General features: G+C 72.7%; 13 protein-coding genes. 8 read left to right on the forward strand and 5 right to left on the reverse strand.

All coding sequences use genetic code 11. From position 1 onward, the window contains the following. The 4 genes from ABD317_RS06115 to ABD317_RS06130 all read left to right on the forward strand — a co-directional run. Nucleotides 1-1153, forward strand: a 1153-nt coding sequence (locus ABD317_RS06115) for a family 43 glycosylhydrolase (RefSeq protein WP_344288607.1), incomplete at its 5' end; no start/stop codon positions are given. 129 nt (nt 1154-1282) lie between these two features. After that, nucleotides 1283-2368, forward strand: a complete 1086-nt coding sequence (locus ABD317_RS06120; RefSeq protein WP_344288654.1) for a magnesium and cobalt transport protein CorA — start codon at nt 1283-1285, stop codon at nt 2366-2368. A gap of 351 nt (nt 2369-2719) precedes the next feature. Then, nucleotides 2720-4951, forward strand: coding sequence for a catalase/peroxidase HPI (gene katG, locus ABD317_RS06125; RefSeq protein ID WP_344288609.1), 2232 nt, complete (start codon nt 2720-2722; stop codon nt 4949-4951). A 228-nt stretch (nt 4952-5179) separates the two neighbouring features. Beyond that, a complete protein-coding gene (locus tag ABD317_RS06130; RefSeq protein ID WP_344288611.1) occupies nt 5180-6406 on the forward strand; it encodes an MFS transporter in 1227 nt (408 codons plus the stop codon). A gap of 9 nt (nt 6407-6415) precedes the next feature. Here ABD317_RS06130 and ABD317_RS06135 read toward each other — a convergent pair whose 3' ends face one another. Continuing rightward, nucleotides 6416-6874, reverse strand: coding sequence for a GtrA domain-containing protein (locus ABD317_RS06135; RefSeq protein WP_344288613.1), 459 nt, complete (start codon nt 6872-6874; stop codon nt 6416-6418). 187 nt (nt 6875-7061) lie between these two features. After that, the gene (locus ABD317_RS06140) at nt 7062-7952 is read right to left on the reverse strand and encodes an EamA family transporter (RefSeq protein ID WP_344288615.1); all 891 of its coding nucleotides are present in this window, start codon (nt 7950-7952) and stop codon (nt 7062-7064) included. 73 nt (nt 7953-8025) lie between these two features. Here ABD317_RS06140 and ABD317_RS06145 point away from each other — a divergent pair, with 73 nt between their 5' ends. The 3 genes from ABD317_RS06145 to ABD317_RS06155 all read left to right on the forward strand — a co-directional run bounded on the left by ABD317_RS06145 (nt 8026) and on the right by ABD317_RS06155 (nt 10174). Further along, complete coding sequence (locus ABD317_RS06145) at nt 8026-8934, forward strand: LysR family transcriptional regulator (protein WP_344288617.1); 909 nt, start codon at nt 8026-8028, stop codon at nt 8932-8934. Between the two features lie 203 nt (nt 8935-9137). Next, nucleotides 9138-9986, forward strand: coding sequence for a helix-turn-helix domain-containing protein (locus tag ABD317_RS06150; protein ID WP_344288656.1), 849 nt, complete (start codon nt 9138-9140; stop codon nt 9984-9986). Then, the gene (locus ABD317_RS06155) at nt 9983-10174 is read left to right on the forward strand and encodes a DUF397 domain-containing protein (protein WP_344288619.1); all 192 of its coding nucleotides are present in this window, start codon (nt 9983-9985) and stop codon (nt 10172-10174) included. Before ABD317_RS06150 ends, ABD317_RS06155 begins: the two co-directional genes overlap by 4 nt. Before the next feature lie 15 nt (nt 10175-10189). On the opposite strand, the gene ABD317_RS06160 is transcribed toward ABD317_RS06155, so the two are convergent. Then, entirely contained in the window at nt 10190-11479 is a 1290-nt protein-coding gene (locus tag ABD317_RS06160; protein ID WP_344288621.1) for an MFS transporter, read from the reverse strand. Nucleotides 11480-11542: 63 nt separating this feature from the next. On the opposite strand from ABD317_RS06160, the gene ABD317_RS06165 reads away from it, so the two are divergent. Next, the gene (locus ABD317_RS06165) at nt 11543-12553 is read left to right on the forward strand and encodes a DUF5937 family protein (protein ID WP_344288623.1); all 1011 of its coding nucleotides are present in this window, start codon (nt 11543-11545) and stop codon (nt 12551-12553) included. Nucleotides 12554-12572: 19 nt separating this feature from the next. Here ABD317_RS06165 and ABD317_RS06170 read toward each other — a convergent pair whose 3' ends face one another. Both ABD317_RS06170 and ABD317_RS06175 read right to left on the reverse strand, forming a co-directional pair. Continuing rightward, nucleotides 12573-13145, reverse strand: coding sequence for a dihydrofolate reductase family protein (locus tag ABD317_RS06170; protein WP_344288626.1), 573 nt, complete (start codon nt 13143-13145; stop codon nt 12573-12575). 102 nt (nt 13146-13247) lie between these two features. Further along, entirely contained in the window at nt 13248-14345 is a 1098-nt protein-coding gene (locus ABD317_RS06175; RefSeq protein WP_344288628.1) for a baeRF3 domain-containing protein, read from the reverse strand. Between the last annotated feature and the right edge of the window lie 14 nt (nt 14346-14359).

Raw genomic sequence — 14359 nt, forward strand, 5'->3', positions numbered from 1 at the left:
CGCCCTGTGGCCGCGCGCGGACAACTCCTTCGTGCTGCCGCTGGAGTTGCGCCCCCGGGACGAGGAGCTCGGCCGTGTGTGGATGCGCGACACCTACGTCAACTGCTTCGACGTCGGCGGCCGTGCGCTCTACGTCGCCACCGGCACCAGCCGCGTACCCGGGCTGGAGACCGCGAGCCCGTGGAACGACGGGATCTTCGTGTGGACGGCCCGCTCCCTGCGCGGCCCGTGGCGGCTGGCGGACACCACCGGCATCCGCCCCGGCGCCGAACGCGGCAAGGTGTGGTCGCCGGAGTTCGCCGGCGAGAACCGGCCCGGGCGCACCGTCGTCGCGCCCTGGCAGGAGTACTGGCACGACAACATGTTCGGCAAGCGCGGCAACGCCTGGGCGCCGGAGGTGCACTACTTCCGCGGGCGCTGGTACATCGTCGCCTGCATGGGCGACCACTCCCGCCTGGTCGGTTCGTTCATGCTGGTCAGCGAGGGCGGGGTGGAGGGCCCGCACCGGCTGGTCGAGGGCAACCTCGACAAGCCCTTCGGCGACCCGTTCCGGGGCGGCCCGGCGTTCATCGAGCCCGGCGCGTACCACCACATCGACGGCAGTCTGTACAGCGAGGGCGACGACGCCTGGCTGGTCCTGCACAACGACCTGTACGCGAGGTTCCGCGACGACATGGAGGACATCGTCCCGGCCACGGACCTGCCGCGCTTCGAGCAGACGCGCTACTCCCCCGAGCCGTACCTGGAGGGCGCCTACGTCTTCAAGCACCGCGGGAAGTACTTCCTGACGCACGCCGTCTGGAACCGGGCCTCGCTCGACCCGTACGGCAGCACGCGGTACGCCTACGAGCCCCGCGGCGACGGCCGCGTGCAGTACCAGTACGACGCCGTCGTCGCCGTCGCCGACCGCTTCGAGGGCCCCTACTCCCGGCGCTGGACCGCGGGCGTCGGCGCCGGCCACAACAACATCTTCGCCGACGCCGGCGGACGGCTCTGGGCCACCTTCTTCCGCAACCCCAACGTCGGCCACTGGGCCGACCCCGACCGCGTCGCCGACGCCGCCGTCCCCGGCGTCGTACGCCTGGAGTGGACCGGCGGGCCCGACGGCCGCCTCTACGTACAGCGCCGCCGGGGGCGCGCGGCCGGGGACTGACCCCGCTCCCCCGCGACCCGCGCCCTCGCTCCCCTCCCGCCCGCGGGTCGGGCGCCGCCCCGGGCGGTGGGGTACGCGGCGGACCGGTGGCAGACTGGCCCCGGTCCGCCGAAGGAGCCCGCCGTGTCGATGATCAGAAACCTCCGCCACGCGGTGCGCAGGGCACCCCGGCGCACGGTGGACCTGAGCCACCCCGCCCGCTCGCCGCTCGGCAGCGCGGTGGTGAACTGCGTGTCGTACCTCGACGGCGCCCGGCTGCAGCAGGGCAACCGCCCGGCCGCCGAGGCGCTGCGGCAGGTGCGCAGGCGCGGCGACGGCTTCGTGTGGATCGGGCTGCACGAGCCGCGGCAGGAGGAGTTCGCCGGGCTCGCCGACCTCTTCGGACTGCATCCGCTGGCGGTCGAGGACGCCGTCCACGCGCACCAGCGGCCCAAGCTGGAGCGGTACGACGACACGCTGTTCGCGGTCTTCAAGACCGTCCGCTACGTCGAGCACGCGGAGCTGACCGCCACCAGCGAGGTGGTCGGGACCGGCGAGCTGATGGTCTTCACCGGCGCCGACTTCGTGATCACCATCCGGCACGGGCCGCACGGCTCGCTCGGCCCGCTGCGCGAGTCGCTGGAGTCGGCGCCGGAGCAGCTGGCGCAGGGCCCGGCGGCCGTGCTGCACGCGATCGCGGACCACGTCGTCGACGACTACCTCGCGGTGACCGACGCGGTGCAGCGCGACATCGACGACGCGGAGTCCGCCGTCTTCAGCGAGAACGTCCGCGGCGGCGACGCCGGCCGGATCTACCAGCTCAAGCGCGAGCTGCTGGAGCTGCGGCGGGCCGTCACGCCGCTGGACCGGCCGCTGCAGCGGCTCGCCGGCGGCTCCCTGCCGCACATCGAGCCCGGGATACGGGCGTACTTCCGGGACGTCGCCGACCACCTGCAGCGGGTGACCGACCAGGTCGCGTCGTACGACGCGCTGCTGGACTCCATTCTCCAGGCGCATCTGGCGCAGGTGACCGTCGCGCAGAACGAGGACATGCGGAAGATCACGGCGTGGGCGGCGATCATCGCGATCCCGACCATGGTGTGCGGGGTGTACGGGATGAACTTCGACCACATGCCCGAGCTGCGCTGGACGTACGGCTACCCGGCCGTCCTGCTGGTCATCGTGGCGGCCTGCGTCGCCGTCCACCGGGGCTTCCGCCGGAACGGCTGGCTCTGACCGCGGAACCGCCCGCCGGACGGCCGTCCGAATACCGCCCTCGCCCGCACTCCGATCCGATACGAACTTGGCGGGCTTCTTGACTTAGAATGTGTCCACCGTAGGATCGGAGTCGGCGAAAGCCACAGGAGACAGGAAGACCACGTACGGCAGGAGACGAAGACTCCGACATGCGCGTACGCCGCCGTTTCGAACCCCGGGGCTGCCCGGAGCCCGGTTCGAGGGTCGCGTCCAGGCGTCAGCCGGTCATACCGCACCGGTCGCCTGCGCCTGCCCCGGCGCTTCCCCGCTTCCCCCGCCCCGCGGCCTCCGAGCACCGCACCCTCAACCGCATGGTCCGGAAGGATTTTCATGGCCGACAAGCCTGATGCACACGTCACCGACACCAACCCGGACGGGGCGGAGGGCTGCCCCGTCGTGCACACCCGCGCGCCGCACCCGACGCAGGGCGGCGGCAACCGCCAGTGGTGGCCCGAGCGCCTGAACGTGAAGATCCTGGCCAAGAACCCGGACGTCTCCAACCCCCTCGACGAGGACTTCGACTACGCCGAGGCGTTCCAGAGCCTGGACCTGGCCGCGGTCAAGCGGGACATCGCCGAGGTGCTGACGACCTCGCAGGACTGGTGGCCGGCCGACTTCGGCCACTACGGCCCGCTGATCATCCGGATGGCCTGGCACAGCGCCGGCACCTACCGCATCCACGACGGCCGCGGCGGCGCCGGCTCCGGCCAGCAGCGCTTCGCGCCGCTGAACAGCTGGCCGGACAACGGCAACCTCGACAAGGCCCGCCGGCTGCTCTGGCCGGTGAAGCAGAAGTACGGCCAGAACCTGTCCTGGGCCGACCTGATGATCCTCTCCGGCAACGTCGCGCTGGAGTCGATGGGCTTTGAGACCTTCGGCTTCGCCGGCGGCCGCGCCGACGTCTGGGAGGCCGAGGAGGACGTCTACTGGGGCCCCGAGACCGAGTGGCTCGGCGACAACCGCTACACGGGCGACCGCGACCTGGAGAACCCGCTCGGCGCCGTCCAGATGGGCCTCATCTACGTCAACCCCGAGGGCCCCAACGGCACCCCCGACCCGGTCGCCGCGGCCCGCGACATCCGCGAGACGTTCCGCCGGATGGCGATGAACGACGAGGAGACCGTCGCCCTGATCGCCGGCGGCCACACCTTCGGCAAGACCCACGGCAACGGCCCCGCCGACGCCGTCGGCCCCGACCCCGAGGGCGCCCCGATCGAGGCCATGGGCCTGGGCTGGGCCAACAGCCACGGCACCGGCAAGGGCGGCGACGCGATCACCAGCGGGCTTGAGGTCACCTGGACCGGCACCCCGACCACCTGGGACAACAGCTTCTTCGAGATCCTCTTCGGCTACGAGTGGGAGCTGTTCCAGAGCCCCGCGGGCGCGAACCAGTGGCGGCCGAAGGACGGCGCCGGCGCGGGCACCGTCCCCGACGCCCACGACCCCGCCAAGCGGCACGAGCCGCGGATGCTGACGACGGACCTGTCGCTGCGCTTCGACCCGGCGTACGAGCAGATCTCGCGGCGCTTCAAGGACAACCCGCAGGAGTTCGCGGACGCCTTCGCCCGCGCCTGGTTCAAGCTCACCCACCGCGACATGGGCCCCAAGGTGCGCTACCTCGGCCCGGAGGTCCCGGCCGAGACCCTGATCTGGCAGGACCCGGTGCCGGCCGTCGACCACGAGCTGGTCGACGCGGCGGACGTCGCGGCGCTCAAGGCCCGGCTGCTGGACTCCGGCCTGTCGGTCTCCGACCTGGTCTCCACGGCGTGGGCGTCCGCGTCGACGTTCCGCGGCAGCGACAAGCGCGGCGGCGCCAACGGCGCCCGCATCCGCCTGCAGCCGCAGAGCGGCTGGGAGGTCAACGACCCCGACCGCCTGGCGGGCGTGCTGCGCACGCTGGAGGGCGTCCAGGAGGCGTTCAACTCGGCGCAGTCCGGCGGCAAGCGGATCTCGCTGGCCGACCTGATCGTCCTTGCCGGCGCCGCGGGCGTCGAGAAGGCCGCCAAGGACGCCGGCGTCGAGATCGAGGTCCCGTTCACCCCGGGCCGCACGGACGCCACCGAGGAGCAGACGGACACCGAGTCGTTCGCCGCGCTGGAGCCGGCCGCGGACGGCTTCCGCAACTACCTGGGCAAGGACGGCCGGCTGCCCGCCGAGTACCTGCTGCTCGACCGCGCGAACCTGCTCACCCTCAGCGCCCCGGAGATGACCGTCCTCGTCGGCGGCCTGCGCGTCCTGGGCGCCAACCACCGGCAGTCCCCGCACGGCGTCCTCACCGAGGCCCCGGGCACGCTGACGAACGACTTCTTCGTCAACCTGCTCGACATGGGCGTCACCTGGACCTCGGCCAACGGCGACGGCCAGCTCTTCGAGGGCCGCGACGCGGCCACCGGCGCGGTCAAGTGGACCGGCACCCGGGCGGACCTGGTCTTCGGCTCCAACTCCGAGCTGCGCGCGCTGGCGGAGGTGTACGCGAGCGACGACGCGAAGGAGAAGTTCGTGCGCGACTTCGTCGCGGCGTGGGACAAGGTCATGACCCTCGACCGCTTCGACCTGCGCTGACCCCCGCCTGACCCGGAGCCGCCGGGCCGGTCCCCGAGCAGGGGAGCGGCCCGGCGGTTGTGCTGTGCGGGGAAGATCCATCTCGCATCAAGATGAATATGATGACAAGCATGTGTTGGACTCATTGATCGGTGAGAACCAGTATCGGGTGTGGAATTCACCGGCCCGCCGGCCACGCGCCTTCCCGCGGCGGCAGGCCTTCCCCGCACACCGCGCTGGAGCTTCGCCATGCCTGCACAGGTCACCGAGAGTCCGCCCTCGTCCGCCAGGGGATGGCTGGGAGTCGCCGCCATCACGGCCAGCCTCTTCGTCTTCCTCACCACCGAGCTGATGCCCGTGGGCCTGCTCACGCCGCTGAGCGAGAGCCTGGACATCTCCGTGGGCGCCGCCGGCCTCATGGTCACCGCCCAGGGCGTCGCCGCCGGCCTCGGTGTGCCGTTCATCGTCGCCTGGACCAGGCGCGTCGACCGGCGTGCGCTGCTGACCACGCTGCTCGCGGTCCTCGCCGTCGGCAACCTGGTCACCGCCGTCTCGCCGAACTATCCCCTGATCCTGGGCACGCGGCTCTGCATGGGGTTCGCCAGCGGCGTCTTCTGGGCCATCGGCGTGAGCATGGCCATGCGGATCGTGCCCGAACGGCACGCGAACCGGGCCGCCGCGGTGGTGATGTCCGGCATCTCCATCGCCACGGTCGTCGGCATCCCCCTCGGCACCGTCATCGAGGCGCAGACCGACTGGCGGACCACCTTCGGCATCTGGGCCGGCCTCAGCGTGCTGGTCTTCCTCGCGGTCGCGGCCCTCGTCCCGTCGATGCCGTCGCAGAACGCCGTGTCCGTCCGGGAGGTGTTCAGCCTGCCGGTCAGGAACGGGCAGCTGCGCACGGTGCTGTTCATGGTCGTCTTCTTCGTCCTCGGGCACTTCGGCGCGTACACCTTCGTGCGCCCGTACCTGGAGGACACCGCGGACGCGTCGTCCGCCTTCATCACCACCGTCCTGATCATCTTCGGCGTGGGCGGCGCCGTCGGGAACTTCGTCGCCGGACACACGGTGAACAGGAGCCTGCGAGGCACGTTCGTCGTCGGGCTCACGGGTCTGCTGGCGGCCCTGCTGCTGTTGCGCGGCGTCGGAAGCACGGAACAGGGCGCCGTGCTCGCGCTCGTCCTGTGGGGGCTCTCCTTCGGTGCCGTGCAGCTGTCTCAGATCAACATGACGCTCGCCGCCGCGCCCCGGACCTTCGAGGCCGCCATGTCGCTCAACACCATGGCGTACAACACCTGCATCGCGCTCGGCGCCCTGTTCGGCGGCCTGTTCGCGGACCACGTCGGAGTCACGAGCGTCATCTGGTTCGGGGCGGCCCTGGCGACGGCCTCGCTGCTGTTGCGCCTGGGCACGGGCCGGGGGAAGCAGACCCCGAACCCCGCACCCGAGGAAGACCTGGCCCCCACCGCCGGCTGAGCCCTCCCGCTACGCGGCCATCGCCACCGACGTCCTGGGCAGCCCCGGGACGCGGTAGGCGCGGCGGGCGTCGGCGAAGACCACCGCGCGGAGCACCGCGAAGCGGCCGACGCCCGCCAGGGCCGAGGCGGCGAGGTAGACGGCCTGCTCGGCGACGACCGAGGGGTCGGCCCGCACCGTGTGCAGCGCCAGGAGGGCGGCGGTGGTGAAGGCGTAGCAGACGGCGACCGTCAGCGCGGACTGCAGGTGCACGCGCCACCCGCCGCGCTCGCTGCGGAACGACACCCGCCCGTGCAGCTCGGTGGCCAGCAGTGTCGAGACCACCGTGATCAGCGCGTTGGCGACCACCATCGGCATGGCCCCGTCGAGCAGCACGAGCGCACCACTGGAGGCCAGCCCGACACCCCCGCCGCAGACCACGAACCGGGCGAACGCCGCGACGGCCGGGCGGCTGGGAAGCTGAATCACGGGGTCCTCCGAGGTCGGTGTGCACCGCTGCTGCGGCGGCACCCACGAACCTACGGATCACCGGGCCCCGAAACGATCCGGGTTCCCCCCGCCCTTGGTAGGGGTTACCCCCCCTCCACCCCTGAGGGCCAGCCTCCCCCTGAGGTCCCGCTGCCCACGGCGCTCGACGCGCCCGACGTGCGGATCATCAAGTTGGTCGAGGAGCGGGACGTGGTGGGGACGCCCCGGGCGCCACGGACTCCTCCGCCTTGCTTCGGGCCGACCCCGCCACGGCGCCCGCGCTGGCCGCACCCACACACGCCAGGGCCGCCCACTGCACCGCCACCAAGTGCTCGTCCAGCACCAGCACTCCCGCCAGGCCCGCGCTCGCCGGTTCCAGGCTGGTCAAAACCCCCACGGTGCGGGTCGGCAGCCGGCGTAGCGCCGCCAGCTCCAGGGAGTACGGGAGGACCGCCGAGAGCACCGCGACCACCGCCCCCGTGAGCAGCACCCGGGCATCGAGCAGGTGCGTGCCCTCGCGCGCCACGCCCAGGGGCACCGTCAGCACCGCGGCCCACGTCACCGCGAGGGCCAGCGTGCCCCCGCCCGGGCCGCCGGCTCCCGCCTTCTTGCTCAGCAGCAGGTACGCGGCCATACACGCCCCCGCCGCCAGCGCGAGCAGCACGCCGGTGAGCGGGAAGCGCGTGCCCTGCGGGATGTGGAAGAGCCAGACCCCGCAGGCCGCCAGGACCGCGAAGCCCGCGTCGCGGAGGCGGCGGGAGGCGAGCAGGGCGAGGGTGATCGGGCCAAGGAGTTGCAGGGCGCTGGCCAGGCCCAGAGGGAGGAGGAGCAGCGCGGGGTAGATCAGGTTCATCCCGGCGATGGCCGTTCCGAAGCCGAGGACGACCGCCACGTCCGCCCGGCCGCGCGGCAGCGACGGCCGGTGCACGAGCAGCAGGAGCACCGCCGCCAGCCCCAGCCGCAGCGCCACCGTGCCGGCGGCGCCGACCGTGCCGGACAGCTCCTTGCCGAGGGCCTGCCCGAACTGGATGCTCAGCACGCTGCCGAGCATCAGCGTCGGCGCCGGAACCTTGGTCATGCCTCCAGGCTCGGCACCCTGACCGTTCGCGTCCAGCAAATGTTCCTGCATGAAAACGTTTAGTCTGCACTACATGATTGACCACCGGCTGCACGTCCTGCAGGCGTTCGCCGAGTACGGCACGGTGACCGCGACCGCCGCCGCCCTGCACCTCACCCCCTCGGCCGTCTCCCAGCAACTCCGCATGCTCGCCCGCGACCTGGACGTGGAGCTGCTGCGACCGGAGGGCCGACGGGTGCGGCTGACCCCGGCAGCACACGTCGTCCTCCGGCACGCCGACACGTTGCGTACGCAGTGGGAGGCGGCCCAGGCGGAGCTGGCCCAGCAGCGCGCCGACCTCACCGGCACCCTGCGCCTGTGCGGGGTCTCCTCCGCGCTGGCGGCCCTCGCCGCCCCGGCCGTCGCCCGGCTGCGGGAGTCGCACCCGCTGACGGAGCCGCTGATCCTTGAGGAGGAGAGCGCCGACTGCTACCGCCTGCTCCTCGCCGACGAGGTCGACCTCACCCTCGTCCTCCCCGGCCCCAGCGCCCCGCCCGTCACCGACCCCCGCTTCGAGCAGACCCCGCTGCTGACCGATCGCCAGGACCTCCTCGTCCCCGCGGACCACGCCCTCGCCCGCCCCGCGGGGGTCCACCTCGCGGAAGCCGCCGACCAGCCCTGGATCGTCAAAAAGCACGGCAACGACACCTACCCCCTGACCACGGCCGCCTGCGCCGCCGCCGGCTTCACACCCCGCATCGCGCACCAGGTGAAGGAGTGGTACGCGGTCTCCGCCCTCGTCGCCGAGGGCCTCGGCGTCTGCCTCATACCCCGCATGGTGCCGCTGCCCCGGCACCCCATCGCCCGGGTCCCGCTCCTCGGCGACCCGGCCCCCGCCCGCCGGTTCCTCACCGTCGTCCGCCGCGGCAGCGCCGCGCACCCCCTCGTCACGGCGGGACTGGAGGCGGTCCGCACCGCGGCGCGCACCGTCGGCGAGCCCTGAGGACTGTCACGTAACTGTGTGGGCTGGTGTGCGCTGGTCTGGAGATTGAACGCCCCGACTCTGATCCGACCGACTTCCTCCTGACTCGTACGCGACCCGTACAACTGCCTTGTGGCGGGTTACGGACTGGACTTAATCAGTGACTCAACGTGATTCTTTGTGGGGTTGGAGTTCCGGCAGTGGCACAGGAGAGGTGGCCGGGCATGGGGAACGCGGGCAACGGCGGGCTGTACGGGAGCGAACCGGAGATGTCGGACTCCCTGAAGACGTTCGGGGCGGTGCTGAAGGTGCTCCGGGAAGAGGCGGGGCTGACGCAGGAGCAGTTGGCGGAGCAGATGAGGTACTCCCAGTACACCATCGCGGGGGTCGAGCAGGGACGGCGGTTTCCGTCGCAGCAGCTCGTCGCCCTGTCGGAGGAGGTTCTGGGGGAGTTCGCCGCGAGGATGCTGAAGACGACGCGCAGGAGCCTGACGAGGAAGGTGGGCCTGTCATCGAAGTTCCAGCACTGGGCGTCGATCGAGGAGGACGCTCTTACTCTGTACGCCTACGAATGCCGGACCATCCCGGGGCTTCTGCAGCCTGAGCCGTACATCCGGGCGCTCCTCGACACCGGGCTGCCGCCCCTGACCGAAGAGCAGATCGAGCGTCAGGTGGCCGGGCGGCTGGACCGGCAAGTCGTCCTTGACGAGCGGCCGAACACGTACTTCGGCTTCGTTCTGGAACAGGCGCTGCTGGAACGGCGGATGGGCGGGGTGGAGGTCACCCGGACTCTCCTCGACCACCTGCTCTCACGGGGTCGACGCCGCAACATCGAGATCCTGGTGATGCCGCTGCGCAAGGAGAATCACGCTGGGCCCGACGGCCCTCTCTACCTCGCCGAAACCAGAGACCACCGTTGGCTCGGGTACTCCGAGGGGCAGCTGTCAAGCAACCTGATCAGCAGGCCGGTTGACGTGGGTATGCTGCAGCAGCGCTACTCAAGGCTGAGTTCTCAGGCACTCAGCCGGGAGGCCAGCGTGGAGCTGCTGGAGCAGATGCGAGGAGAGCTATGAGCAGTACTGAGCCGGAGTGGTTCAAGAGCAGCTACAGCGGAACCCAGGGCGACAACTGCGTCGAGGTGGCGATCATGCCGCACGCCGTCCACGTCCGTGACTCCAAGGACAGGGACGGCGGTCAGCTCACCCTGTCCCCCGCCGCCTGGGCGGACTTCGTCGCCTACGCCCGGGCCGTCGAACTCTGACACACCCGTCGCGCGTCACGCCGCAGCGTCCAAGGACGCTGCGGCGCGTACGGGGGAGAACGCGATCGGGATCCAGACGGCTGCCAGGGCCAGGGCCGCGGTGGTGAGGATCCAGCGGGTGCCGACCGCCGCGCCCAGGCCCGCCGTGGCGCCGCCGAGGGCCACCGCTGCCGTGAAGAGGACGCGCATCGTGCCGTTGACGCGGCCCATCAGGTGGGGCGGGGTGACCTGTTGGCGGAAGGTCATCATCACGACGGAGTCGAAGCCGACCTTGTACATCACCAGCGCCCAGCCCGCCGCTGCCAGCCAGCCCGGGACCGGGGCGCCGAGGAAGGGGAAGGTGAGGGCCAGGGGGGCCACGGCCGCGCCGATGAGCAGGACCGCGCGGCCGGCGTGGAGGCGGCGGGTGAGGGGGACCGCCGTGAGGGCGCCGGCGAGGCCGCCCAGTCCGCCGGTGCCGAGGAAGAGGCCGAGTTCGGCTTCGGTCCAGTGCAGGGTCGTGAGGGTGAGTACGGGGAGCAGCGTGGTCGTCGCGGCGACGCCGACGTTGACCAGGCAGCCCGCCAGCAGCACCGCGCGCAGCACCGGTTGCCCCCAGACGAACCGGGCGCCCTCGGCGATCTCGTGCCGCAGCCGGCGCCGCGGCGGCGGCGCGGCGGACACCGCGCGCTCGGCGCCCCCGGCGTGCTCGGCGCCGCGGATGCGGGAGAGCCAGAGTGCGGACCAGGCGTAGCCCGCGGCCGTGGCCGCGAGGACGGTCGGGGCGGAGAGGAGTCCGGCGGCCCAGCCGGCCAGGGGCGGGCCGCAGACCAGTGCGGTCTGGGTGACGGTGGCCAGCCGGCCGTTGACCGCGGCGAGCCGGGCCGGGGGGACGAGGTCCTTGACGTAGCTCTGGGTGCCGAGGTCGAAGAACACGGTCGCCACCCCGACGACGAGCACCACCGCCCACAGGTGCGGCATCGTCAGCCGGCCGGCCCAGTGCGCCGCCGGTACGGTGGCCAGCGCCAGGGCCCGTACGAGGTCCGCGCGGATCATCACCGGGCGGCGGCGTACGCGGTCCAGCCAGGCGCCGACCGGCAGGCCGAGCACGACGAACGGCAGCGTCAGCGTCGTCTTGAGGACGGACGTGCCCGTCGTGCCCGCGTGCAGCGTCGTCACCGCCGCCAGCGGGATCGCGATCTGCCCGAACTGGGCGCCCCACAGGGCCACTCCCGACGCCGTCAGGTACCGGCGCCGGTCGCGCCGCCCGCTGTCGTCGACGCCCGCCGCCGCGTCTGTGCTCGTCACCACGTCATCGCTCGTCACGGCGGACAGCTTCGGCACGCGGCTCCGGGGATCACAACGGATTCACGCTAGAGTGAATCCACCGTGCCCCGTACGACGATCGTCCTCACCCTCGGCGCCGCCGACCTCGGCCTGCTGCGCTGGGCGATCTCCCCTGCCTGGGAGCTGCTGGCGAGCATCCGCGCGCTGCACGCGCCGGCCGCGTACGGCGGCATCCACATGCCCTGGCTCACCGAGCACCGCGACGACCCGCTGCTGCGCTCCACCGGGCCGGAGGCGGTCCGCACCCGGGCGCTGACCGCCGGACCCCGCGACCACCTGCCCGGCTTCCTCGCGCCCACCCCCGCCTCGCCGCTGGCGACCGTCGACGACGAGCTGAGGCTGGTCGCGGGCACGCGTGCGGACGTGGTGCGGCGGGATCTGCGCGGGGTGTTCCCGGACGGCGTGCCGCGGGCGCTGGCGCCGATGCTGCGGGCGCCGCGGCGCGAGCTGACGGCGGCCGTACGGGACCTGCGGGCGTACTGGGAGCGGGCGCTGGCGCCCGCGTGGCCCCGGATCCGCGGGCTGCTGGAGTCCGACATCCACCACCGGGCCCGTACGCTCACGGAGCGGGGGCCCGCCGCGATGTTCGGCGGCATCCACGGCGACCTGACCTGGCAGGCGCACGCCGGCTCCGGCACCCTCAGCGTCGCGAACCGGGCGGGCCCCGCAGGACCGCGCCGGCGGGTGCTCGACGGCCGCGGGCTCGTGCTCGTACCGTCGGCGTTCGCCTGGCCGCGCGTCTGGGTGAAGACCAGCGAGCCCTGGACGCCGGTCCTCCGCTACCCGGTCCGCGGCGTCGCCGCGCTGTGGGGGGCGGAGGCCGGCGCCCGGCCGGACCTGGCCGCCGCGCTCGGCGCGACCCGGGCGCGGCTGCTGCTGCTCCTCGACACCCCCGCCACCACCGACGAGCTGTCCCGGCGCACCGGGCTCGCCGCGGGCGGGGTCTCGGTCCAGCTCCACAAGCTCGCCGCCGCGGGGCTGGTACGCGGCCACCGCACCGGGCGCAGCGTGCTGTACGCGCGGACGGGCCGGGGCGACGCGCTGCTGGCGTAGCAGGGGTGTGACGAGCGTGTCAGCGGACCACGTCGAAGACGTTCTTCTGCAGGCCGTTGGGGTACACCTCGTGCTCGACCAGCTTCAGCTTCTGGGTGTCCTTGGAGGTGTCGCTGAACAGCCGCTTGCCGGCGCCCAGCAGCAGCGGGAAGACCAGCAGGTGGTAGCGGTCGATCAGGCCGGCGTCGGAGAGGCTGTGGTTCAGGTCGGCGCTGCCGTGCACGATGATCGGGTCGCCGTCGGTCTCCTTCAGCGCGGCGACGTCGTCCATCGAGCGCAGGATGGTGATGTCGCCCCAGTCGTCGACGAGGTCGTCCTCGGCGAGGGTGGTGGAGACGACGTACTTCGGCATGACCTTGTACCTGGCGAACTCCTCCATGCCCGGCCACACGGGGCTGAAGGCCTCGTAGCTGACCCGGCCCATCATCAGCGCGCCGGCCTCCTCCTGCTCCCGGCCCTTGATCTCGTACGCCTCGGGGAGGAACTCGACCTCCTTGAAGGTCCAGCCGGAGTTGCGGTAGCCGGGCTCGCCGCCCGGGGCCTCCACGACGCCGTCGAGGGAGACGAAGGCGGTGCTGATCAGAGTACGCATGATGGAAATCTCCTGGTACGTCGGTATCCGGCTGGGTGTGCCCCGCCGTGTGCGGTCATCCTGTACGACGGCGCGGCGCACCGGAAGTCATCGCTCGGCGGCTCAGTAGCGCAGAACGGCGGCGATGCGGCCGTTGTCCGCGAGGGCGTCGTCGGGGACGAAGGTGACCTCCGCGCCGGTGTCGAGGGCCTTCTCGACGATCTCGTCGACGATGTCGGCGCGCGCCCGCGGGTCGTCGTCCTCGGCGGGGACGAGGTGGTCGTCGTCCGTCGACCGCACGGTGACGCGGTAGTTCTCCTCGACGACCAGGCGGTGGATGCGGGCGTCGGAGACCTTCGCCCACACCTCGTCCACGCCGCCCGCGAAGGCCCGGCGGCCCCGGGCTTCGTCCAGCGCCTCGATCGCCGCGCCGGTCTCCCGGCGCGCCTCCGCCGCCAGGGCGGGGGCCACGGCCCGTACGACCGCGTCCGGGGGGCCCTGGGCCAGGCCGCCGTGGCGGATGTGCAGGGCGGTCGCGGCGGCGGTGCCGGCGTCGGCGAGCAGCGCGAGGGCGGCGTCCTCGCCGGTGGCGTAGAGGGGCCGCGGGTCCTCGGCGAGGACGTCGCGCAGCGCCGCGTCGGCGTCCCGCAGGAAGTGGCGGACCTCCTCGTCGTTGAACGTGCTGGGCGTGTCCCCGATCCGCTCCTCCCGCTCCACGTCCGGGTTCGCCGGGCTGCGGGTCATCGGGAAGCCGTCGGCGGCGGACTCGGTGACGTGCCGGCCGGAGCCGCTCCACAGGGTGACGCGGTCGGCGGCGAGGGACAGCACCCAGTACGGGCGCTGCGCGGCGTAGGCCGCGACCAGGTTGCGGGTGAGGAAGGAGTCGGCCAGCACGACCCGTTCGGGGACGGCGCGCGGGAGCGCGTACACGTGGTGCTCGCCCACGGTGGCGAAGATGACGAGGCCGTCCAGCGCGTGGACGAGGTCGGTCTCGTCGACCGCGGCGGCGAGCTGCCCGCGGATCTCCTCGCGGGCCGCGCGGGTCACGCCGGGGTCCTGTTCGAGCTGCCGCTCGGCCTCGGCCAGCACGTTGCGCAGCCGTACGGCGTCCTGGGCGTTGTCGGGCGAGCGGCGGTGCGTGGGCAGCGTGAGGGACACGGCCGGGTACGGGCGCCGCTCGCGCAGCTCCGCGAGCGCCGTGGGGGTGAGCGAGGTGTGCATGGTGCCCTTTCCGG

The organism is Streptomyces synnematoformans (assembly GCF_039531005.1).
Taxonomy (GTDB): Bacteria; Actinomycetota; Actinomycetes; order Streptomycetales; family Streptomycetaceae; genus Streptomyces; species Streptomyces synnematoformans.